This window comes from Maricaulis maris, from assembly GCF_049116555.1.
In the GTDB taxonomy this organism is placed as follows: Bacteria; Pseudomonadota; Alphaproteobacteria; order Caulobacterales; family Maricaulaceae; genus Maricaulis; species Maricaulis maris_C.
Map to the genome: position 1 here is coordinate 179,966 of NZ_JAGDYT010000003.1, position 22,121 is coordinate 202,086.

Genomic DNA, 22,121 nt, shown 5'->3' on the forward strand with positions numbered 1-22,121 from the left:
CGCCGACCGCCACATTGACGCCCCGAGATGACAGGATAAACAAAAAGACGGGGTTTGCGGGGGCGCTGCGTGTTCGATCTGTTTCGGGAAGAAAACTGGCCGATTCTGATCGGGCTGGGCATTGGCGGCGGCCTTGCCCTTGCGAGCCTCCTCCTCCTGAGCTTCCTGCGCCCCCCGACCAATCCGTCCGCGGCCTCCGCCCGGGCGATACTGTCCCTGGCCGTGGAGACCGCCAGTCAGCGTGCCGGGAGCCTGGTGCTGCTGTGGATCAGCGTCAGCGTCGGCTATACCGTGGTCAGCCTGCTCTACAGCCTGATCGGACGCTCGACCTCTCTCTTCGACACGATGATGACGGCAGTCCTGATCTTTCTGGGACATCGCGCCCTACTCGACCGACCCGCCCGTGACGCCGGGATAGAAATGCCGGAGACCGGCTATTGGCGCATCCTTTTGCGCTCTGTCGTCTTCGGCCTTCTGGGCCTCGCTGCAGCCGCCCTCGTCTTCCTGGGCGCCGCACTTTTGGTGGCGCTGGCCGGCTATGCCGGCATAACCGGCGATGGTCCACTCTATCTCGTCGGCGCGATGGCCGGCCTTGCAGCGATCCGGCTGAGCGTCCTGTTTGCCCGGCTCAGCTTTCTCTACCCTGCAAGCGTGCTTGGGCAGCGCGACTGGTTCGGCGGTGCGCTGCAGCGTTCGGCCGGTGTGGGGCCCGGCCTGGCAACCAGTCTCTGGATTTTCGCCCTCGCCGCGACGGCGCTCGTCATCCCGGTGATGCTGTGGTCCAGCGCGCTCGTTGACGTGATCGCCGAAAATATGCCTGCCGGGCCTGGTGAACTACCGGGTGATTTCGGAACGGCACGTTACTGGGCGACGCTGGTCTTCGAGGAATTGCCGCTCAACCTGCTGATTGTCGCCTATTGCCTGGGCAGTATCGCCTGCGTCTCCGCAGCCTATCGCCTGGCGGTGCTGGCCCCCATCCGTGTGAAGACCGACAGCCGGCACAGCTGAGCGATCGCAGGCCGACACCGCGACGCGGGCCGATCTCAAGGAACGCAAATCTCAAGGAGGGGTATCGCTCTCGCTCGGGAGAGTGATGGTGCGGTCGAGAAGACTCGAACTTCCACGGGTTTTACCCCACAGCGACCTCAACGCTGCGCGTCTACCAATTCCGCCACGACCGCACGTCATGGAGGCGCGGGAGATAGCAACATCCCCGCACCTTGTGAAGAGGGTATTGCAACGGTTTATGCAGCTGCGAAGAATTCATTGGCATCTGCCGGCCCTGTGATGGACACGGCAATGCGATCGCCCTGGATGACAACATCCCCGCGCGCGATGGGATGATTATTGGCCAATATCCACACTTGGTCGTCCTCGCCCGAATCGAGCGGGATCACCGCACCGCGTCCCATGCGGAGGAATTGCTGGATCGGCATCTTCGACCGGCCCAACAGGACTGATATTTCCACTTCCACCGAACTGATCTGACTCACGTCGCACTCCAGGACTTGCGGATCCTCATCGCGAGGCAGATGTTTGGCCAATACGGTTTCCGCAGCGTTAAGACTTCAAGATATGGCATTACAAAACGTCGAATGGGCTGTTTCGCCCGGCCTGACGGCCTATGAACCCGCCCTCGCCTTCATGGAATCGCGGGCCGCCGCGATTGCGGCTGGCGAGGCGGAAGAACTCGTCTGGCTGCTGGAACACCCGCCGCTTTATACGGCCGGGACCAGCGCGAAGCCCGATGACCTGCTCGCACCGGACCGATTCCCGGTCCATGAGACCGGGCGCGGCGGCGAATACACCTATCACGGGCCAGGCCAGCGCGTGGCCTATGTCATGCTCGATCTGACACGCCGCGGTCGCGATGTGCGCAAATTCATCCAGTCGCTGGAAGCCTGGCTGATCGGTGCCGCGGCGCAATTCGGCATCGAGGCGGGCATCCGCGAGGGGCGCGTCGGTGTCTGGGTCAATCGCAGCGATGGCCGCGAAGACAAGATCGCAGCCATTGGCGTGCGCCTGCGTCGCTGGGTGTCCTTCCACGGCATCGCCTTCAATGTCGACCCCGAGCTCGGGCACTTCACCGGAATCACGCCGTGCGGCATCTCAAACCCGCTCTACGGCGTGACGTCGCTGGCCGATCTCGGGCACCAGGTCGCGATGGCGGATTTCGATGTGGCGCTACACCTCGCCTGGACGGATGCCTTCGGTGATGTCCGGAGGGTCGACCCGCCCGTGCTTGCGGTCGAAGCGCTCTAAGCGTTCGCCGATCCGTTGCGTTGCAAGGTCGCGAACCATAGACCGAACACACCCGCGACAACCCAGAATCCGATGAATGACGGCCAGGCGCCGGCGCTGAGCATTTCCAGCAATCGCGCCTCATCCGCCTCGAGCCAAGCCTGAAAAGCCGGCTGAAAGCCGGGATCCATCATGGCCTCATTCAAGGCCATCTGATCCGCTGTATCGACACCTTGCTCCTCGGCGAAGGTCATCATCGCCTCGAACGATCGCAGGCCGATCCCGACTATCGCCCCGACACCCTTGGCGAGGATGGCGAGAAGGATTGGCAAGAGGGCCAGCCCGGTGTCACGGCCCGCATGGCGCCGCCTGTTTGCGAAAAGCGAGAAGCACACCCACCAGATCACGAAGAGCGGGATAAAACCCGGAATCGGCGCAGTCCCGAAGGCCAGCCGCAAGGCATCGATCGTAGCCAGAGCAGCCAGTCCCAGCACAAAGGCTGAGACCGACGCGCGGTGAGTGGGCATGAGCATGGCGAGCGGGTTCATGGATTCATCCTGTGGGCAGAGAAATGGCCGGCCCCCGTATCTACCCGGGAACCGGCCTCAATCAAGCAGAATTCAGCGCGAAAACCGGCTCGCGGCACACCGGGCCGGTCTGCCTACATCTTGTAGACGAAGTATCCGACCACACCGTTCGCGATCACGCTGGCCAGATTGGACGCCATGACGCTGCCGAAGGTCGTCGCCATACCGAAGCCGGTAGATGAAGCCCCACCATTGAGAACCGGGGCGAGAATGAAGCTGACCGCCACAGCGACCACGACCACACCAAGGAAGGCACCTATGGTCATCCAGCCGGATTTGCCGGCGTCATGGAAGCGCTTGGAATAGACGCACACCCACGCATAGATCGAGGCGAGTCCGACCACGATCCCGATGATCGCGACCAGCATGCCAATGCCCGGCAACAAGGTCAGGAACTGCATCACCAGATTGATCACCACGATCGCGATGATGCCCTTGGCGAAGTCCTGCGGTGAAAGCTTACCTGCCGAGCCAAACAGGATTTGTTTGGCCTCAGCGGGTTTGAGAATGAAATCGTCGAGTGACATGGCTTTGACCCTCCCCTGTCATGAGGCGGACAAGTCTACGCGGAGTCCACGAATTCTCCACGCCAATTTCGCCCGACACGCGAAATACGGTTAGCGCGGCGTATCGGTTTCGTTCGCCTTCGTCTCGGTATCGGACTGTTGTTCCCGGGGTTCCGTGGCATCACCGAAAGTCGCCGCGATATCGATCACGGGCTCGGGACCGTATTGATTGGGCCCATTATCCCCCAGCGCCAATCCCAGCCAGACCGTGTATCCAGCCCAAATCAGCATGCCCAGCCCACCCAGAAAGAGCAGGCCGCCACCCGCCGACAGGAATAGTCCGGGGCCAACGTTTTCGCCGGACATAAGGCCCGACAGGATTGCTCCTCCCACCATGAGCACGGCCAGCACAGAGAGCACAAAGCTGGCGATCCACGGCACTGCATGGATGGCAGCGCTGCGGCCGGTATCGTGCAGGCGCTTGCCGTAGACGCACAGGCCAACCCAGATCAGGCCGAGCCAGATCAGACCGCCGAGGATCGGGATGATATCGGCCAGAATATTCCCGCCGACAATGATCGCGACACCAATCCAGTACTCTCGAGCCGCGATCCGGCCATTCGGGTCGAGCAATAGGAATTGCCAATTCATCGCGTCCGCCTTCCCCGGGATGACCCCGGCCTAATCGAATTCAACAAGGAGTTCATCAGCCGCGACGGAGGCGCCCGGCTCGACCTTGATGGACTTGATCGTACCGTCGGTTTCAGCCCGCAGCACATTTTCCATCTTCATTGCCTCCACGATCACCAGTGGCTCACCGGTCTTGACGGACTGCCCTTCCTCGACTTCCAGCGAGACGACGAGGCCTGGCATGGGCGAGACGACCAGCTTGGCCATGTCCGGCTTTTCCTTTTCCGGAAGCAGGGCATGCAGCTCGGCTGCGCGGGCGGTGCAGACAAGGGCCACGGCGGAGAAGCCGCGATGGCGCAATTTGTAGCCTTCGGTCCGGTCGGCGAATTCCAGGGCGATGGCCTCGCCATTGATCATGGCTTCAAACAGATGCTCGCCGGCACGCCATTCGGTGTCGACTTCAAGCCGTTCCGACGCCAGCGAAGGCGCCCAGACGGTGGCCCGCCCCGGGGCGGTCATCTCGATTTCGACAGGGATGCGACGCTTGTCCAGAAGCACGACCCATTCACGGACATCCGGCTCGTCGGCGGGGCGCATGCGTCCCTCGATCTGGCTGGCACGGCGCACGAAGGTCTCATGCACAAAAGCCGCGGCGCACGTCATCGCGACAAGCTGTTCCTCACGCGGCGCGGTGCCGTTGAAGCCCTCCGGATAATGCTCGCCGATATAGCCGGTATGGATTCGTCCGGCGCGGAAATCCGCTTCGTCGAGTACCGCCGAGAGGAAGGGAGCATTCGATTGCAGGCCTTCAACATGAAGCCGGTCTAGGGCCGCAGCCAGCGTGTCGATCGCGGTCTCGCGATCCTTGCCATACCCGATCACCTTGGCAATCATCGGATCATAGAAAAGCGAAATCTCATCGCCCTCGCGAACTCCGGAATCGATCCGCAGCTCGCCCTCGCCCAGCTTGCCCTCCGCCGGCTCCTGGAAGCGCTTGAGGCGGCCGATCGAGGGCAGGAATCCGCGATAGGGGTCTTCGGCATAGAGCCGGGCTTCCACGGCCCAGCCCTTGATCGGCACGTCGCGCTGGGTCAGACCCAACGGCTCACCAAAGGCCGACCGGATCATCAGCTCGACCAGATCAACACCGGTGGTCAGCTCGGTGACCGGATGTTCGACCTGAAGACGGGTATTCATCTCCAGGAAGTAGAAATTTTTGTCCTTGTCGACGATGAATTCGACCGTGCCGGCACTGTCATAGTCAACCGCAGCCGAGAGCGAGACGGCCTGGGCCCCCATGGCGTCGCGGGTTTTCTTGTCGAGGAAGGGCGACGGTGCCTCCTCGAGTACTTTCTGATTGCGCCGCTGGATCGAACACTCGCGTTCATTGAGATGGATGACATGACCGTGCTTGTCGCCCATCACCTGGATCTCGATATGACGCGGTTCCTCGATGAATTTCTCGATCAGGATGCGGTCGTCGCCGAAAGACGACTTGGCCTCGTTGCGGGCGGCCTTGAAGCCTTCGCGGACCTCGCTGTCGCTGCGGGCGATCCGCATGCCCTTGCCGCCGCCACCGGCCGAGGCCTTGAGCATGACCGGGTAACCGATCGCCTTGGCGGCTGCCAGCGCGGTATCGGCATCGGCGATCTCGCCATCTGCACCGGGAATCGTCGACACGCCGGCCTTGGCGGCAAGCTGTTTGGAGCGGATCTTGTCACCCATCGCATCGATGGCGTGGATATTCGGGCCGATCCAGCCGACACCGGCTTTTTCAAGCGCCTTGGGCAGGGCCGGGTTCTCGGACAGGAAACCGAAGCCGGGATGCACGGCATCGGCGCCGGTCTGTTTCACCGCGTCGAGAATCTTGTCGAGCACGAGATAGCTTTCGCCCGGTGCCGGCGGGCCGATGAAGATCGCTTCATCCGCCATCTCGACAGCAAGGCTGTCCGCATCCGCCTCGGAATAAACCGCCACAGTGGCGATCCCCAGACGCTGACAGGTCTTGATGACACGAACCGCGATCTCACCGCGATTGGCGATCAGGATCTTCTTGAACATGCTGGCCCCTTGATCCGTGTGCGGGTCGATACCGCACGATTGTCACGGGTTTAGCGTGGCTTGCCCGCGGGCGGCAAGCGGCGGCGGCGGCTCGCCTCAGTCATCCGCGTCATGCGGGCGGTCCAGCCAGTCCGCTTCCAGGGCGCGCAGCTTGCCGACGATGGAGACGAGGAAGGCCGTCGACCAGCCGATCATCAAGAATCCGGTAAAGCCCTCCATCGCTGAAACCAACCGCCAGTGATTGTCGATGATGACATCACCATAGCCCAGTGTTGTGAAGGTCGAGGTGGAGAAATAGAGCGCCTCCTCAAAGCCCGAAACGACCCCCAGCGCGAGATAAAGCAGCGCGAAGCTCCAAATCTCGACCGCATGCACGAGAAACAGGCCCAGAACGATGATGAGGATGAACAAGGCCTGCCGCAGAACCGATCCACGCGGATCGATTCGACTGGTTCGGAAGCGAGCCAGAGCCAGCAGCGAGCCAAGGCCGACCATGTGAACCAGCACGGTCCAGACAGCCATTCCGGTCGAGACGAGCATGGCATCCATCATTCGCAATCCCTCCGAGGCTGTCAGCGCGCGCGAGTCGTCCTAGTCTCCGGTGCAAAGAGGAATCGATCAATGAGCAAACCCCTTTACCGCCTGACCTCCATCGCCCGGCCGCTGGAAGCGAAATATCCAACCAATCGCGCCGTGTTGATTGCGCTGCCGCTGATCGCACTCGGCCTCGGAATCTATGCCTATGCCTCCGCAGGCGGCGGTGCCGTGAATGCCGTGATCTCAGGGCTGGAAGGGATGCTGGTGAGTTTCCTCGTCTGGGCGCTGGGCCGGGAAGCCGATCCCGATCGCAATCTGACCGCCTTCGCCAGCGCCGCACTGGTGCTCTACGCCCTTGTGCTCGGCCTGCCGGTCGCCGTCTGGACGCTGGCTTTTGCACTCATGGCCGCGCGAACGGTCAACCGCACGGTCGGGCAACCGGCCAAGCCGGGTGATCTGGTTATGGTGCTGATCCTCGCCGGCCTCTCCGTCTTCTCGGAAGGCTATGCCTTGATGGGTGTCGTCGCCGCCATCGCCATAGCGATCGATGTCCAGCTCGACCGGTCCCGCTCTCTGGCCCTGATTGCGGCCCTGATTGCCCTCTCCTTTACCGTCTGGCAGCTGATCACGCTGGAAGGCGATTTCGTCGCTCTCCTGTGGCCGGAAGCCGCCTCGACGACATTGATGAGCATCATCGGCGGTCTGGTCGTGATCGGGCTCGCAAGCGCCTTCTTCTGCCCGAAACCGACCAGTGTCTGTGATGCACGCGGCGAACCGCTCAGCCAGGCCCGCGTGCGCGGCGGACGGCTGGTTATCGCGCTGGTCCTGCTGGCCGGCATGCCAGAAGGCAATGCGCTCGCACACGCGCTTTACCCCTTGGGCGGCCTGCTGCTTGTCACTTTCGTCGTCGGCCTGATTCCGGCCATTCGGCCCAAGCCAACGCGCTAGCGACAACGCAGCCCCTCATCGGGAAACGCTGTCCTAGCGCGCCTGGGGAATCAGCGCATTTCGGCGGAAGAGCATGATGATGAGATAAGCGATCAGCCCCAGGTCGAGCACATTTGTGATCGTGTCCGACACAGAGCCGATCGTGATGCCGTAGACGAGCCCAGGGGCCGAGGACGTGAAGACAAACCACATGTAAGCGTGGAGTATCGCACTGGCGAAATAGATCGTCGTCGCCAGTGCCAGCCTGGACCGCCAGACCAGTATGGTCGCAATCACATAGCCGGACAGATAGACACTCCATCCGATGAACACCCAAGATGACACCTGGGAGGCATAGGTCAGGAACTCGACCCCCGGCTCCATCAATCCAGCCCGGACCGCCAAGGCAACCGTCAACCAGCCAAAAGAATAAACGATCCGGATCGTCGCTAGAGTAATCACGACCCGTATACTCATCGAAGATGCCAGACCGGCTTGCTTGCTCATGGCGACCGGCGCCTTTCTTCGTTATCCAATCCTTGCCCGCAGTCCCGGTAACTCAAGGAACTCGCAGCGCCATTTTCGACACCGTGGTCAGAAACTTCGCCGGCAATGTCAATCGGGATTGAGCGAGTTTGCGTGTCCTGGAACGCACCCTATCCGGCACGCCCGATGGCCCGCAGTGGCGGCAAGCCTTCCGCCCCAAGCCGTTCCGCTCGCCGCGCGCCGATCGCCCACGTCCTCCCCCGGTTGGATGGACTTGACCGGAAACCTGATTGCGAACGGCTTTCTGACAGAGCGGATCGGTACCCCCCTAACCTTCACCAACCACGCGCGAGGTCGCCTGCCGGGGCGCGCCCGTTTCCGTGCGGGACGTCTCGACACCCGACTCTCGTCTCAACACGTGCCGTAGTGGCTGCATCATGACAAGGCAGGCGATGAGCCCCAGATCGATCGTATTTGTGATCATATCGAGAATGGCAACCAGGGTAACGCCGTAAACCAGCGTCAGGGCAAAGGATGTGAAGGCGAACCATATGCATGAATTCAAGATATAGCTGAGGACGTAGATCGCCGTCGCCAGCCGCAGCCTGGATTGCCAGACCAATAGGGTGGCGAACGCATAGCCAGCAGCATAAACACCCCATCCGACGAACAGCCATGGCGACGCCTGGGACGCATAGTTCAGAACTTCGAGCCATGGCGCCACCACGCCGGCTCTTACCAGCAAGGCAACGATCAACCACCCGAACGAATAGACCGCCCGCACTGTCGCCAAGACCGCCACGGCTTTGATGCTTGTCCACTTCCCCTGCTGTTTTTGCTTGCCCATGCAATCCTGGCCTTCCTTGCCGCTTCCCAGTTCTTGCCCACAAAACCTGGGATCCGAGCGACCCGGCGCCCATTCGTTGACACCGGTGTCATTACATGGGCCATGAAGTCAATTGGGTTTGCTTTGCATGCATAATCTATGACGCCTCGCGGCAGGCACGCGCCTCGCCGATACGTCTCGCCGGGAGCCCCTTGGCGTTGGCCCGACTGCGCGGCAAGGCACCATGGTGAGGCTCATGGCATCGCGCCTTGCGCGCGGCACAGGAACGGCCGGCAATCGATGCCTTTTCCTGATCGGTATTCTGAGGGAGACTGGCAGGAACGCCCCCGGCCAAGGGGCACGAGAACAGCAGGACGCGATGAGCACCCCATCCCCAGCCCAACCCCACCCGGTTGGGAATGACCGCAAACTGTCTGACTGCGTCAGCCGAGACGACCTGCGCGCGCTATCCCGAACGACGAACTGGCAGGGGGTGCTCATGCTGGGCGGCAATATCGCGCTTCTGGCCGCTGCCTTCACGCTTGCCATCATCTGGCCCAACCCGCTGACCTTTCTGGTCGCCATACTGATCATCGCCGGCCGTCAGCTAGGCCTTTCCATCGTGCTGCATGACTGCGCTCATAACGCGCTCTTCCGTTCGCCCGGGCTCAATGAGTTCGCGGGGCAGTGGATCGGCGGAGCGGCGGTCGATGTGCCGCTGCAGCTTTATCGCGACTACCACCTCAACCATCACCGACATGCCGGCACGGACGCGGACCCGGACCAGGGTCTGGTGAAGTCCTATCCGGTGACACGTGACAGCCTGCGCCGTAAATTCACGCGCGACCTCACCGGCCGGACCGCTACCCGTGACTTGATCATGGCCTGGCGCAAGCCGGACTGGCGCGCCAAGCTGCCCTTCCTCACCTTCCAGCTCGTGCTGGTCGCATCGCTTGCCGCGGCGGGTGCGGTCTGGGCCTACGCCCTCTGGTGGGGGGCCCGAATTTTCGTCTATCCAGCGATCATGCGGCTGAGGAATATCGGCGAACACGGCGTCGCCATCGACCGCTACAATACCGAGCCGCGCCTCAATACCCACACCACCGTCGCGCGCTGGTTCGAGCGCCTTCTGGTGGCGCCCAACAACGTCAACTACCATCTGGAACACCACATGTTCGCCGCCGTCCCGCCCTACAATTTGCGGCGACTGCACCGCTTGCTGGCGTCAGGCGGTTATTATGACGGCTATGCCTGCGTCACCCGCGGCTATCCGGCGATGCTGGCCAAGGCGGTGCGACCACAAACGCAGCAGGCTGCCTGAGGCGTCTTGTCGCCTCGCATCGGTTACACCAGCCTGCAATCAATGGGTGTAGCGGAAACCGGAAGGAGTACGGTCGTGACGCGGACAAAAGCAACCGCAGCCCACCGGTTCCAAAGTGACGGCCCGCCCTGCTTCGAGACGCGAGGTCTGTCCCGCGATTTCGGAGAAGGCCCGACCCGCGTCCGGGCGTTGCGGGGTGTTGACCTTACAATCCCGGCCGGTGAGGTCATCGTCCTGCTGGGCGCGTCAGGATCAGGCAAGTCCACCCTGCTCAATATTCTCGGCGGGCTGGACCGCGCGACCGAGGGTGATTTCAAGTTCCGCGGGCGGGACATGACCCAAATCAGCGAGACCGAGCTGACCCGGTTCAGACGCGACCATGTCGGCTTCGTGTTCCAGTTCTACAATCTCATGCCCAGTCTCACCGCGCAGGAAAATGTGGAGCTGGTCACAGAGATCGCGACCCACCCCATGCCGGCGCGCGACGCGCTGGCCCTGGTCGATCTGACCGACCGCGCCGATCACTTTCCTTCGGAAATGTCAGGCGGCGAACAACAGCGCGTGGCAATCGCCAGAGCGATCGCCAAGCGTCCGGAGGTCATGCTGTGTGACGAACCAACCGGAGCGCTGGACAGCGCCACGGGCGTGCGGGTCTTGCAAGCCTTGAAGCGGGTGAACCGGGAGCTGGGGTCCACCGTCCTGCTCATCACCCACAATGCCGGAGTGGCCGCCATGGCCGACCGCGTCATCACACTGGCTGATGGCCAGGTGCGCGAAGAACGGGTCAATGACGACCCGATCGACCCGGAAGCCCTGACCTGGTGAGCCGCGGCCGTCGGGATATGGCCGCAGCTCTGCCGGCGCGGCTGGACCGCAAGATGGTGCGGGACTTGTGGGCAATCCGTCTCCAGGCCCTGGCCATCGCGCTTGTGGTGGCCGCCGGTGTGGCCGTCCACGTCGTCGCTGCCGGCATGCTGGACAGTCTGCAGGAAACCCGAGACGCCTATTATGATCGATACCGGTTCGCCGATGTCTGGGCTCCGGTCGTGCGGGCACCCGACAGTGCCGCGGAGACGCTACGGGACATCCCGGGAATCGCCAGCGTCCAGACCCGGGTGCGCGAGGCCGCCCTGTTCAATATGCCCGGCCTGTCTGCTCCCGCCACCGGAGTCATGCTGTCGCTGCCGGAAGCCGGGCTGGCTGCCGTCAACCGGATCCATCTGACCGGGGGCCGTCGCCCCGCTACCGGCGAACGCGACGCGATCGTGCTGCTGGACGGTTTCGCCCGCGCTCACAATCTGTCCATCGGCGACACGGTCACGGCAACTGTCCGTGGAGGACGCGAACAGTTCCGCGTGGTCGGCACCGCCCTGTCACCGGAATATGTGTATGCCATCGCGCCCGGCCAGCTCGTGCCTGATCCGCGCCTGTTCGGCGTCGCCTGGATGGGCCGCGACGCTCTGGAACAGGCCGCCGACGCGACCGGCGCTTTCACCGAGATCGCCTTCACGCTGCAGCCCGGCGCCAGCGAGCCGGCGATCCTCGATGCACTGGACCGGCAACTTGCTCCGTGGGGCGCCCCCGGAGCCTATGGACGCGAGGACCACTTTTCCGACGCCTTTGTCTCAAGCGAGATCAACCAGCTGGATACGATGGCGTCATTGCTGCCGCCGGTCTTTCTGATCGTGGCCGCCTTTCTGGTGAATGTCGTGCTGACCCGGTTGATCGCAATGGAGCGCGCCCAGATCGGCCTGCTGAAGGCTTTCGGCTACAGCTCACGCGCGGTCATCACCCACTACGCGAAATTTGCCTTGGCCATCGGGTTTGTCGGCCTGTCACTCGGTGTGGGCGGTGGGGTTTGGCTGGGCCGCCTGATGGCGGCGATGTATATAGAATACTACCACTTTCCCTTCCTGCTCTTCGAACTGCCTGCCTCCATCTACGCCTCGTCCTTGATCGTCACACTGTCGGCCGTCGGCGGCGGGGCTGTCCTGGCCGGCTTGCGCACGGCGCGCCTTTCTCCGGCCGAAGCGATGCGCCCCTCTCAGCCGCCGGATTATTCCCGGGCGCTTGGCGCCACCCTGGCGCGCTGGCGGCGTTTCGACCAGCAATCGCGCATGATCCTGCGCCATGTCCTGCGCTGGCCGGCGCGCGCTGCCTTCACCCTCGCGGGGATTACCGTATCCGGAGCGCTGCTGGTTTCGTCCATGTACTTCCTCGACGCCATGGACGCGATGATCGACGCCCATTTCAATCTCGCCAATCGACAGGATGTTTCGGTGACGCTGGTCGAGCCTCGGTCACGGGCGGCCCTGCACGAGATTGCTCGGCTTCCGGGGGTGCTCGCGGCCGAGCCGGTGCGCCACGCACCGGCGCGACTGCGCTTTGGCGGCCATGAGGAACGCATCGCGCTGACCGGGTCGCCGCAGGACGCTATGCTGTCCCGTCTGATCGGCGCGGACGGTTTGCCGGTCATGCCACCGCCGGGCGGGCTGGTTCTTTCGCGCGATATCGCCACACCCCTGGGCCTGCGCCCCGGCAATTGGGTCGAGGTGGAGATTACCGAGGGCCACCGCCCCGTCCTCTACCTGCCTGTCAGCAATGTCGTCACCACGCTGATCGGATCCGGCGCCCTGATCGAAATCAATGACCTCAACGCCCTGATGGGCGAAAGCGACATGATCACCGGTGCTGTTCTCCGGATCGATCCGGATCACGCCGATGACCTCTACTCAGCCCTGAAAGAAGCCCCGGGGGTTGCGGAAGTCGGGCTGCAAAACGAGGCCCGGCGTCGCTTTCAGGAAATCATGGACGAGGTCATTGGCGCATCAATCTTCATCTACACCGTATTCGCCGGACTGATCGCAGTCGGGGTGGTCTATAACAGTGTGCGCATCGCCTTTTCCGAGCGCGAGCATGAACTCGCCGTGCTGCGCGTCCTCGGCTTCAGCCGCGGTGAAGTCGCTTACGTCCTGCTCGGTGAAATCGCGCTTCTGACCTTGCTCGCCCTGCCTCTGGGCGCAGCACTGGGCGCTGGCCTGTCCTGGTATTTCGCCCAGGCCATGAGCTCGGACCTGTTTCGCCTGCCCTTTATCATCGACCCCAGCACCTTCGGCTATTCGGCTCTTGTCGTCGTGGTTGTCGCCCTGTCCTCAGGCCTGATGGTCCGGGCTCGACTCAACCGGCTCGACATGGTCGCAGCTCTGAAAACGGGAGACTAGGAAACCGTCATGACGCTTCGCTTCCGAACCGTATTCTGGACCGCCGCCGGCCTGGCCGTGTTGGCCACCATCATCTGGAGTTTCTGGCCGAAGCCGGTCCGAGTCGATACGGCACCGGCTGCGACCGGCTCGATGACGGTGGAGATTCGGGATGAGGGCCGAACCCGGATCCGCGATGTCTATGCCATTGCTGCACCGGTCTCCGGACGTCTCCTGCGCCTTGACCTGGAAGCGGGAGACCGGATCGAGACCGGAGATGTCCTCGCCCGCATCCTGCCGTCCGAACCCTCCATTCTGGACACGCGCAGCCAGGGCGAAGCGGAGGCTGCGATCCACCTGGCCGAAGCAGCCCTGTCGGCAGCCCGTGCCGAGGCCCAGACGGCCGCGTCCGTGCTTGATCTCGCCCGTGAGGACCACACGCGAATTGACCGACTGCGCGCAACCGGGATCGCCTCGCAGGCACAACTTGATCGCGCCGCCGCAGACCTGCGCGGCGCCGAGGCCGCGGCCAACCGGGCCCAGGCAGCCATCCGCATGCGCGAAGCCGAGATCGAAGCAGCCCGCATCCATCTGCACGGCGCCGGGTCCGGCGCTCAGACCACTGCCATTTTCGACATTCGCTCCCCGATCAATGGCGTCGTCCTCCAGGTCCGTCGGGAAAGCGAGGGCCCGGTCGCCGCCGGCGCTCCCTTGGTCGAGATCGGCGATCTGGCCGGACTAGAAATTGTCGCCGAATTCCTGTCGGCAGATGCAGTTCAGACCGAGCCGGGCGATTCAGCCAGCATCACCGGCTGGCGCCGCGACGCGCCACCTCTCCCCGCCCGAGTGCGCCGGGTGGAACCCTATGGGTTCGAACAATTTTCCCCTCTGGGCGTTGAGGAACAACGGGTCAATATCGTGCTGGACTTCACGGGACCACCAGAAGACTGGGGAGCCCTGGGCCATGGCTATCGGGTCGAGGCTGCGATCACGGTCTGGCAGCGCGATGATGCCTTGCAAGTCCCTGTCGCCGCCCTTTTCCGCCATGATCGGGAATGGGCCGTGTACCGCATCGAGACCGGTCGCGCCCGCCTGACCCCGGTCGTGATCGGCCAGGATAATGGTATCCAGGCCGAAGTCCTTGAGGGCCTGTCCGCGGGCGATCGGGTCGTTCTCTATCCGGGCGAAGGTGTTACCGACGGCGTCGGGGTGCGGGAACGGTCCGTGATCGAATAGAGGTCGGGCGGGAGGCCGCGCGCCGACTGGAAAGCGTTGCTGTCCGCCGCCGGGACCTCACTCCCCCGCCGGATAGAACGCCGCCTGCATCGCCCGCTGGGTCAGCGGCTGGAGTTCCGGCATGCCGGCCCCGGCATTGCGCTGGACCATGCCGACAAAGACGATGTCATGCGTGGGGTCGGCCCAGAACCAGGTCATGGCCCGGCCATCCCAGAGATAGGTCCCCTCGCCCACGGCAACGCCGCCACGCTCCGGGTCCGTGACCACGACCCCATTATAGCCGTATTGATAACCCGGCCGTATCTGCTGGAAACCAATCCCGAACCCGCCAGCCGCGACCGCATCGCTGAGATGATTGGTCATGATTGTCGTGACCGAGTCGGCCTCCAGAATTCGCTTGCCGCCCAGCTCGCCACGCTGCAGCAACATGCGGCCGAAACGCAGATAATCATCCGCTGTCGAGAACAGACCGCCACCGCCCCAGGCAAAGCCCGGCAGGGTGAACGGGTCAAGGAAGAGTGCGTCGGCCGGGTTTTCAACCTGAAGCCGACCGTCGCGCCAATCATAATTCGTGGCCAGTCGGTCTGCCTCGGCCGGATCGACCGAAAACCCGGTATCCGGCATGCCCAGCGGCGTAAAGATATGATCTCGCATGTAATCGGCCAGGCTTTGCCCGCTCAGCCGCTCGACAATGATGCCCTGCAAATCCATCGACAGCGAGTAGCGCCACGCACTGCCCGGCTCGGCATGGAGCGGCAGGGTCGACAGCGTTTCAAGGAAGGCCTCGGGCGTCGGCGACGACCACAGCTCGGCCGCGCGATAACGATCATCCACCCAGCCATCTTGAAAGCCATAGGAAAAGCCCGCCGTATGGGTCATCAGCTGGGCCATGGTCGGCGCGCGAACCGGCGGCGTGATGATCGGCACGCTGTCCTCATCAAGGCCCCGGAACACGCCAATATTTGCCAGCTCGGGCAGGAAGGCCGTGACCGGATCATCAGGGTGCCACAGACCTCGCTCGAACAGCTGCATCATCGCCACGGCGGTTACGGGCTTGGTCATGGAGTAGATGCGTACAATGGTGTCCGTCTCCATCGGCGCGCCGCTTTCAAGGTCGCGAACGCCCTGACCCCAGCGCCCGACAAGGGCGTCGCCCTGCCAGACCGTGACGGCGGCACCGGCGAGCTCGCCGTCGTCGATCAGGGGCTGAAGCGCCTCGGCAACCGGCTCGATGATGCGTGGCTCGACTGTCCCGGGACCACCCCCGCAAGCGGCCAGCACAAGCATCGCCATTCCCGCCAATATCCGCATGCCCGTCTCCCGGTTTGTCCTTGATGTGGGGAAAACCTGTCACAGACCGTTGTTAGCGCCAACAAATTGATACGGGGCAGAGGGCGACGCACCGCATCACGACCTGCCGTGCTGTCACGCAATGGCTGCGGGAAAGGCGGTCTCAGTCAGCGAGTGATCGCAGCGCATCGGTGTCCGCGCTATAGAGATACCAGGCTGGCCCCTCGACGCCGCGCGCGCGCACGACGAAATGCGCCAGCGCATCATCCCAGCTCCAAAGGTCAATCCGGTCGCCTGCCAGATGCGCGGCAACCCGGCGCTGAATTTCAGCAAAGCGCTCATCGAGATAATAGCGTACCGGCACGGGGTCCCGCCATTCCACGCCAATGGCACGGCCGGTATTTGGGTCCATCAGGAAACCGTTGAAGGCTTCCCAGCGGCCCCGGAGTCCGATCTGCGACACCTCGTCGACAAGGCCTTCAAGCATTACCTGCGAGACCTCGCCGGTGCGGACATCGTGAATATGGATTGCAACCTCGTCTTCATGAGGAATGGCCGCGAAGACAATGCCGGTTCCATCGCGAAGCAGACCACCGACGCCGCGTTCCTGGACGGTCCAATGTGACTGATAGGTATCCGGCCAAACAGCCGGATCGCCCAAGGTGATCAAACCCGGTGTCAGAACGTCCCGGCCATTCCCGCTAAACCAGAACATCCGCGCAGCGGATCGGGCATAGCTGACCTCAACACCTCCCATCGCGTCGAGATTGGCGGCCGAGTCTACACCCGTCGCAACGTCATGCGGATCGACATCATCCGGCAAATCCAGCCATAGCTGACGCTCATAAATCGGAATCCCGTACCGTGCGGTCACGGAGGGTTCGCGAAAAAACCCTGTTCCGTCATCGACGCCGAATTCATTGGCTTCGAAATTGTAATTGGGACGGTCCAAAAGCCTGGCCTCGCGGATCAGGACACGGTCAGGATCGCCCGAAATCAGGGATTCAAGCTGCCAGGCCGCAGGCCATTCAGCGATCAGGTCACCGTCAGTCGACAGGATGACGGAGCGCCGGAACTCGCCGCCCCGCCGCACCCGGATGACACGCGCTTCGCTCCAGACATCCAGCAGAATTTCGTCATCATTCAACCAGGTGACATTGCCGAACCAGCGCGCATTCTCCACCACGCTTGGTCCGTTGCTGTAGCTTGAGACTCGGAAACGCCGATCCAGATCAAGCTCGGTGAGCGCGATGCGGCGAAGGGCGCTGAGGGGGGCATCCGTTGGGCCGATCAGCAATTCCGGCTCATCAGAGTGCACCACAATCGCGATTCGCTCGCCATCCGCTGAAAGTGCCGCACTGGCAGGTCCTGGCGCGGGCTGGGCAGCACCAGACGCAGCACCCAGCGCCCAGGCCACAGCCATGAAGATCACAATTCTGGCCCGCAATGCTCACCCCCCGGTGTGTCTTGCTCTAAAGCGGAATATTATCGTGCTTCTTCCAGGGGTTCTCCGCTTTCTTGTTCTTAAGCGTCCGTAGAGCCGAGATCAGGCGTTTGCGCGTGTTGTGCGGCATGATGACGTCGTCGATATAGCCGCGTCCGGCGGCAACGAAAGGATTGGCGAAGCGATCTTCATATTCCTTTGCGTGGGCCGCCATCTTGTCGGCGTCCGCGGCATCCTTGCGGTGGATGATCTCGGCAGCGCCCTTGGCGCCCATGACCGCGATCTCGGCGGTTGGCCAGGCGTAGTTGACGTCGCCGCGCAGATGTTTCGAGCTCATCACATCATAGGCGCCGCCATAGGCCTTGCGGGTGATGACGGTCAGCTTGGGCACCGTCGCCTCGGCATAGGCGAAGAGGAGTTTGGCGCCATGCTTGATCAGGCCGCCATATTCCTGCTTCGTGCCGGGCAGGAAGCCGGGCACGTCGACAAAGGTGACGATCGGGATATTGAAGGCGTCGCAGAAGCGCACGAAGCGACCGGCCTTGCGGCTGGCATCGCTGTCGAGCACGCCGGCCAGCGACATCGGCTGATTGGCGACAAAGCCGACCGGCTGGCCGTCGAGACGGCCGAAACCGGTGACGATATTCGCGGCATAGTCCGGCGCGATCTCGAAGAAATCGCCCTCATCCGCCACCTTCTCGATCAATTCCTTGATGTCGTAGGGCTTGTTCGGGTTGGACGGAACGAGCGTGTCGAGGCTGGGCTCCTGACGGTCGGCGACGTCGTGGCTGGGACGCTTGGGCGGGGTTTCGCGATTGGACAGCGGCAGGAAGTCGATCAGACGACGCAGCTGGACCAGGGCCTCGATATCATTCTCGAAGGCGCCATCGGCAACGCCGGACTTCTTGGCATGGACGGAGGCGCCGCCGAGCTCTTCATGGGTGACCGTCTCATTGGTGACGGTCTTCACCACGTCGGGGCCGGTCACATACATGTAGGACGTGTCCTTCACCATGAAGATGAAGTCAGTGATGGCGGGAGAATAGACATCGCCGCCGGCGCACGGCCCCATGATCATGGAGATTTGCGGCACGACGCCTGACGCCAGTGTGTTCTGCAGGAAAATGTCGGCATATCCCCCCAGCGAGGCGACACCTTCCTGGATACGGGCACCGCCGGCATCGAAAATCCCGATCACCGGAGCGCCATTCTGGATGGCGGCCTTCTGGATCTTGACGATTTTCTGGGCGTGGGTCTCTGAAAGCGACCCGCCAAAAACGGTGAAGTCCTTGGAAAAAAGATAGACCAGACGGCCATTGATCGTGCCATGGCCGGTAACAACGCCATCCCCGGGAATTTTCTTTTCGGCCATGCCGAAATCGACGCAGCGATGCTCGACGAACATGTCCCACTCCTCGAAGGAGCCGTCGTCCAGCAGGAGTTCAATCCGCTCGCGCGCCGAAAGCTTGCCCTTGGTGTGCTGCGCGGCGATCCGCTTCTCGCCACCGCCCATGCGAGCCGCAGCCCGCTTGGCTTCGAGCTGTTCGATCACGTCTTTCATGGCCAATCCTTCCCCCGTCGGGATTCTTGTTATGCGCCAGATAGCAGACCCGCGAACGCTTGCGCAATCAAGCCGGTGCGCCAGTCACAGGCCGCGCGGCGTGCGGTTTGCAGCTCGACAGGCAGAACCGGATCGGGGACTGACGCATGGGCGGCCACAATATGCAGACCGAGATTGTGAGCATTGACGGGCTTGGCACGTCGGAATGCGAGGCATGGAACGCGTTTCGCGCCAACACGCCATCCCTCGGCTCGCCCTATTTCACCACCGAATTCACCCGGGCTGTCGCTCGCACCCGCCCCGATACGCGCATCGCGATTCTGCACCGAAACGGGACAATTGCCGGATTTCTGCCGCTCCATCTGTCCCGTTCGGGTGTTGCCCGTCCAATCGGTGGCCCCCTCGGTGACCATCACGGACTGATTACCGACACGCCGGATCTGGATGTCGAAGCCGCGCTGGCCGGGACCGGGTTCGGGATTTTCAATTTCCACGGCGCCCTCGCCGAACAGGCCAGTTTCGCCCGGGCCGGCACACACGCGCCGGAAACATCCTGGGTCTCGGACCTGTCGGCCGGATATGACAGTTTCCTGGAGGATTGCGCCCGCGAAGACGCCAAGGCGATGCGCAATATCCGCGCTCGACAGCGCAAGCTGGCCGATATGGGCGATGATGTCGTCTTCCGCCTGGACGACCGTCGTCCCGAAGCCTTGCGCGCCGTAATCGAGACCAAGCGCGCGCAATACCGGCGCACTGGTGCACTCGACGTCTTTGTCGCCAGCTGGGCCCGGCAATTGATCGAGGACCTTTTCGACACCGACACACCTCAATTTGCCGGTCTGCTGTCAACGGTGGAGATCAAGGGCGAGCTCGCGGCCGCACATTTCGGCATGCGCTCGGATCGCGCCCTGCACTACTGGTTCCCGGTCTACTGGCCCGAATTCTCCAAGCTGGGGCCGGGCCTGACGCTCTATCTCGAGATCGCGCGTTTCCTGGAAGCTCGGGGGGTTACAGAGATCCATCTCGGACCCGGTGATTATGACTTCAAGCGCCGCCTCTCCAATGCCGGTTTCGACGTGATCGGGGGGCGCCTGGAGCGTCCCTCATTCGCGCATGCCCTTGTCCGTACCGGTCAGCTTGTCGACCGCACCGCCCAGGCCCTGCCGCTCGGACGTGTTTCCAACTGGCCTGGCAAGGCCTTCCGCCGCCTCGACAAGTGGGCGGCCGTGCACGCGTTCTAGGAGGCTGATTGCGATGACCTCATTTTTCTCGCCCGACGGCACGATCGACTCGCCTCTGCAGGCACTCGGCTTTGCATTCGCGCTCGGGCTCGCGCTCGCCATAACCGTGAAAATCCTCTGGCGCGGTGTCGCCCAGATCGGCCCGGTCGGGATGATCCGCCAGAGCTTCAACCTCGACATGCTGGCTTTGTTCGCGCTGCTGCAGCTCGCCGCCCTCAATCTGTTCGATCATTCGGTTCGCCCCTTGGTTGGCGTCTTCCGCCCAGAGGTCGGCGATGGAGGTCTGATCGAGAATCTCACCATTCTGCTGATGCTCTTCCCGGTGATCCTGACGGCCGAGCGCATCCGGCAACGCAATCGCGACACGGCCTTCGGCGGCATCAGCCTCGCCATTACCGCTCTGATCCTGATCCTCGCCTTCGGCGAAGAGGTGAGCTGGGGGCAGCACTGGCTTGGCTTCACCCCGCCAGAAGCTGTGTTGCAGACAAATCTCCAGGAAGAGTTCAACCTGCACAACTACATCCCGCCATCGACCATGGAAGCGCTCTATTACGCACTGGGACTTGGTCTGCTGGTGCTGGGTGCGCGGCTCGGTTCGATCGTTGAAGCGCGTCGGGGCGACCGGGTCCTGATGCCCCTGCGCGCGCTGCTGGTCCTGAGCGGCGTTCTGATGTGTCACCACATCTTCCAGGAATTGGCGGAACTGGCGGTTATCGGCACCGGCTTCCTGATCTGGAACCGGCTTGATGAAGGCCGTCTGCGCTTCCGCGAAGGACCGCTGCGAACCCTCGCCGCTATCTAGCCGCCCAGACCAGTGCACGCGCCTCGATTTCACGAACGATGGCAGACTTGGCTGACTGGTATTGCTGACTCCCCAGGCCCGCCACCCTGGACAGCGCCAGCTTGTGCTCGCCATAGCGCCCGGCCTCATCCGGATGCGCTCTGAGATAGTCGCGAAAGACGAGATGGCGGCGGAAATCATCACTCTGCCGCAGATAGGCGTGGATATGGACGAGCCGCGTCCCGTCCGCTGCGTCACGCCTGAAATAGCGGCGACCGGGCAAGCCGTACTCGCCCTTCACCTGATAGCACGCGTCCCGCATGTCGACAGAGCGGGCGTCGAGCAGGTCCAGATCGTCCGTGCCAACCAGAATGTCGATGATGGGCTTGGCCGCCAGACCCGGTACGGACGTGCTTCCGACATGCTCGATGCGCCCGGCGACCTCACCCAGCACAGAGCAAAGACGGTCACGCTCGAGCCCGAAGCGCTCGGGCCAGCGCGGATCCCAGACGCGGACGGTAACCGTCATCAGACCTACTGGAACGGGTTCAGCTTTTTCAGGAAGTATTGCAGACCGCCGCGGTTTTCCTTGCGATCAAGCTCCTCCTGGGAGGTCAGGAATGTTGTCTGCACCACATAACGCTCACCCTCAAAGGGCAGATGGCCATGCCAGGAGTTATCGGCGCGCAGGAAGGCAAAGACATAGCCGGCCAGCGGCGGGACTTCCTCGGTGAAGTCCTCGAAATCCTTCGGGCCATTGAGCACGCGGATGCAGCCAGCACCGGTCCCGTCCCACTCGGCATTGAGATAGGTCAGCATGGTGAGGATTTTCGATTTCGAGTCATTGTGGATCGGACCGTCAGACAGCTGGGACACCTTGCGGACGGTGATCATTCGCGGCTTCTCGGTGAAGTCGACACCAAACTTGTCGGTCAGGACCTGCGCCAGCTCGGCCGAATTGAGGTCTTCCATCAGGCGCTTGAACTCGCCGCTGGATTCCAGCTTGGACAGCGGCAGATAGCCTGGCTTGTCGATCGCGGGGTAATCCCGGCGCACATCGCCCGCCTCGTCCGCGCTGAGAGCGCCGTCCGCGACGAAATAGTTATACGGCTGCGTCCGCAGGTTCGCGTTTCGCAGAGCGTCAAAATCCAGCAGGCCGCCGGGGCCGGTCTTGCCGCTTTGCGTGGTTGCCGTATCCGCCATGATCCGTCTCCGAAAACTGTGCCGCGCAGCCTACTCCACTGGC

General features: G+C 62.9%; 22 protein-coding genes and 1 tRNA gene. 9 read left to right on the top strand and 14 right to left on the bottom strand.

The features are described from left to right. The first annotated feature begins 69 nt into the window (after positions 1-69). A complete protein-coding gene (locus JXQ94_RS05530; RefSeq protein WP_421922813.1) occupies positions 70-1,008 on the top strand; it encodes a hypothetical protein in 939 nt (312 codons plus the stop codon). A gap of 86 nt (positions 1,009-1,094) precedes the next feature. On the opposite strand, the gene JXQ94_RS05535 is transcribed toward JXQ94_RS05530, so the two are convergent. Both JXQ94_RS05535 and JXQ94_RS05540 read right to left on the bottom strand, forming a co-directional pair. Next, a tRNA-Leu gene (locus tag JXQ94_RS05535) sits at positions 1,095-1,181 on the bottom strand. A 63-nt stretch (positions 1,182-1,244) separates the two neighbouring features. After that, the gene (locus JXQ94_RS05540; protein WP_041637474.1) at positions 1,245-1,493 is read right to left on the bottom strand and encodes a FliM/FliN family flagellar motor switch protein; all 249 of its coding nucleotides are present in this window, start codon (positions 1,491-1,493) and stop codon (positions 1,245-1,247) included. A gap of 82 nt (positions 1,494-1,575) precedes the next feature. Between JXQ94_RS05540 and lipB the strand changes: the two genes are divergently transcribed. Further along, positions 1,576-2,262, top strand: coding sequence for a lipoyl(octanoyl) transferase LipB (lipB, locus tag JXQ94_RS05545; RefSeq protein ID WP_421922814.1), 687 nt, complete (start codon positions 1,576-1,578; stop codon positions 2,260-2,262). Here lipB and JXQ94_RS05550 read toward each other — a convergent pair. The 5 genes from JXQ94_RS05550 to JXQ94_RS05570 all read right to left on the bottom strand — a co-directional run bounded on the left by JXQ94_RS05550 (position 2,259) and on the right by JXQ94_RS05570 (position 6,577). Further along, the gene (locus JXQ94_RS05550) at positions 2,259-2,789 is read right to left on the bottom strand and encodes a hypothetical protein (protein ID WP_421922815.1); all 531 of its coding nucleotides are present in this window, start codon (positions 2,787-2,789) and stop codon (positions 2,259-2,261) included. The two genes, lipB and JXQ94_RS05550, sit on opposite strands and share 4 nt — an antisense overlap. 113 nt (positions 2,790-2,902) lie before the next feature. Then, positions 2,903-3,355, bottom strand: coding sequence for a DUF805 domain-containing protein (locus JXQ94_RS05555; RefSeq protein WP_421922816.1), 453 nt, complete (start codon positions 3,353-3,355; stop codon positions 2,903-2,905). 90 nt (positions 3,356-3,445) lie between these two features. Continuing rightward, positions 3,446-3,985, bottom strand: a complete 540-nt coding sequence (locus tag JXQ94_RS05560; RefSeq protein ID WP_421922817.1) for a DUF805 domain-containing protein — start codon at positions 3,983-3,985, stop codon at positions 3,446-3,448. A gap of 30 nt (positions 3,986-4,015) precedes the next feature. After that, a complete protein-coding gene (locus JXQ94_RS05565) occupies positions 4,016-6,025 on the bottom strand; it encodes a biotin carboxylase N-terminal domain-containing protein (RefSeq protein ID WP_421922818.1) in 2,010 nt (669 codons plus the stop codon). A gap of 96 nt (positions 6,026-6,121) precedes the next feature. Beyond that, positions 6,122-6,577 (bottom strand): potassium channel family protein, encoded by a 456-nt coding sequence (locus tag JXQ94_RS05570; protein WP_421922819.1) that lies wholly within the window; start codon positions 6,575-6,577, stop codon positions 6,122-6,124. 69 nt (positions 6,578-6,646) lie between these two features. Here JXQ94_RS05570 and JXQ94_RS05575 point away from each other — a divergent pair, with 69 nt between their 5' ends. Further along, complete coding sequence (locus JXQ94_RS05575; RefSeq protein WP_421922820.1) at positions 6,647-7,510, top strand: hypothetical protein; 864 nt, start codon at positions 6,647-6,649, stop codon at positions 7,508-7,510. Positions 7,511-7,543: 33 nt separating this feature from the next. Here JXQ94_RS05575 and JXQ94_RS05580 read toward each other — a convergent pair whose 3' ends face one another. Together JXQ94_RS05580 and JXQ94_RS05585 are read right to left on the bottom strand one after the other, a co-directional pair. Further along, positions 7,544-7,996: a hypothetical protein gene (locus JXQ94_RS05580; protein WP_421922821.1), complete on the bottom strand. Its 453-nt coding sequence runs from the start codon at positions 7,994-7,996 to the stop codon at positions 7,544-7,546. A gap of 307 nt (positions 7,997-8,303) precedes the next feature. Then, positions 8,304-8,822: a hypothetical protein gene (locus tag JXQ94_RS05585; RefSeq protein WP_421922822.1), complete on the bottom strand. Its 519-nt coding sequence runs from the start codon at positions 8,820-8,822 to the stop codon at positions 8,304-8,306. A gap of 358 nt (positions 8,823-9,180) precedes the next feature. Between JXQ94_RS05585 and JXQ94_RS05590 the strand changes: the two genes are divergently transcribed. From JXQ94_RS05590 to JXQ94_RS05605, 4 genes are all read left to right on the top strand, one after another. After that, positions 9,181-10,122 carry a fatty acid desaturase family protein gene (locus JXQ94_RS05590; protein ID WP_421922823.1) on the top strand — a complete coding sequence of 314 codons (942 nt, stop codon included), beginning with the start codon at positions 9,181-9,183 and terminating at the stop codon, positions 10,120-10,122. 75 nt (positions 10,123-10,197) lie between these two features. Then, a complete protein-coding gene (locus tag JXQ94_RS05595) occupies positions 10,198-10,947 on the top strand; it encodes an ABC transporter ATP-binding protein (protein WP_421922824.1) in 750 nt (249 codons plus the stop codon). A gap of 17 nt (positions 10,948-10,964) precedes the next feature. Further along, complete coding sequence (locus JXQ94_RS05600) at positions 10,965-13,343, top strand: ABC transporter permease (protein ID WP_421922825.1); 2,379 nt, start codon at positions 10,965-10,967, stop codon at positions 13,341-13,343. A 9-nt stretch (positions 13,344-13,352) separates the two neighbouring features. Beyond that, positions 13,353-14,558, top strand: a complete 1,206-nt coding sequence (locus JXQ94_RS05605; protein WP_421922826.1) for an efflux RND transporter periplasmic adaptor subunit — start codon at positions 13,353-13,355, stop codon at positions 14,556-14,558. 57 nt (positions 14,559-14,615) lie between these two features. Here the strand turns inward: JXQ94_RS05605 and JXQ94_RS05610 are convergent, their stop codons facing one another. From JXQ94_RS05610 to JXQ94_RS05620, 3 genes are all read right to left on the bottom strand, one after another. Beyond that, positions 14,616-15,869 carry a serine hydrolase domain-containing protein gene (locus tag JXQ94_RS05610; protein WP_421922827.1) on the bottom strand — a complete coding sequence of 418 codons (1,254 nt, stop codon included), beginning with the start codon at positions 15,867-15,869 and terminating at the stop codon, positions 14,616-14,618. Positions 15,870-16,011: 142 nt separating this feature from the next. Continuing rightward, the gene (locus JXQ94_RS05615; RefSeq protein WP_421922828.1) at positions 16,012-17,271 is read right to left on the bottom strand and encodes a hypothetical protein; all 1,260 of its coding nucleotides are present in this window, start codon (positions 17,269-17,271) and stop codon (positions 16,012-16,014) included. A gap of 49 nt (positions 17,272-17,320) precedes the next feature. After that, on the bottom strand, positions 17,321-18,853 hold the full coding sequence (locus JXQ94_RS05620) for an acyl-CoA carboxylase subunit beta (RefSeq protein ID WP_421922829.1): 1,533 nt from the start codon (positions 18,851-18,853) through the stop codon (positions 17,321-17,323). 146 nt (positions 18,854-18,999) lie between these two features. Between JXQ94_RS05620 and JXQ94_RS05625 the strand changes: the two genes are divergently transcribed. Further along, positions 19,000-20,094 carry a GNAT family N-acetyltransferase gene (locus JXQ94_RS05625; RefSeq protein ID WP_421922830.1) on the top strand — a complete coding sequence of 365 codons (1,095 nt, stop codon included), beginning with the start codon at positions 19,000-19,002 and terminating at the stop codon, positions 20,092-20,094. Between the two features lie 13 nt (positions 20,095-20,107). Continuing rightward, a complete protein-coding gene (locus tag JXQ94_RS05630; protein WP_421922831.1) occupies positions 20,108-20,896 on the top strand; it encodes a hypothetical protein in 789 nt (262 codons plus the stop codon). Here the strand turns inward: JXQ94_RS05630 and JXQ94_RS05635 are convergent. Together JXQ94_RS05635 and JXQ94_RS05640 are read right to left on the bottom strand one after the other, a co-directional pair. Beyond that, complete coding sequence (locus JXQ94_RS05635) at positions 20,889-21,404, bottom strand: GrpB family protein (protein ID WP_421922832.1); 516 nt, start codon at positions 21,402-21,404, stop codon at positions 20,889-20,891. The two genes, JXQ94_RS05630 and JXQ94_RS05635, sit on opposite strands and share 8 nt — an antisense overlap. Before the next feature lie 5 nt (positions 21,405-21,409). Next, positions 21,410-22,078, bottom strand: a complete 669-nt coding sequence (locus JXQ94_RS05640; protein ID WP_421922833.1) for a 2OG-Fe(II) oxygenase — start codon at positions 22,076-22,078, stop codon at positions 21,410-21,412. Positions 22,079-22,121 lie beyond the last annotated feature (43 nt).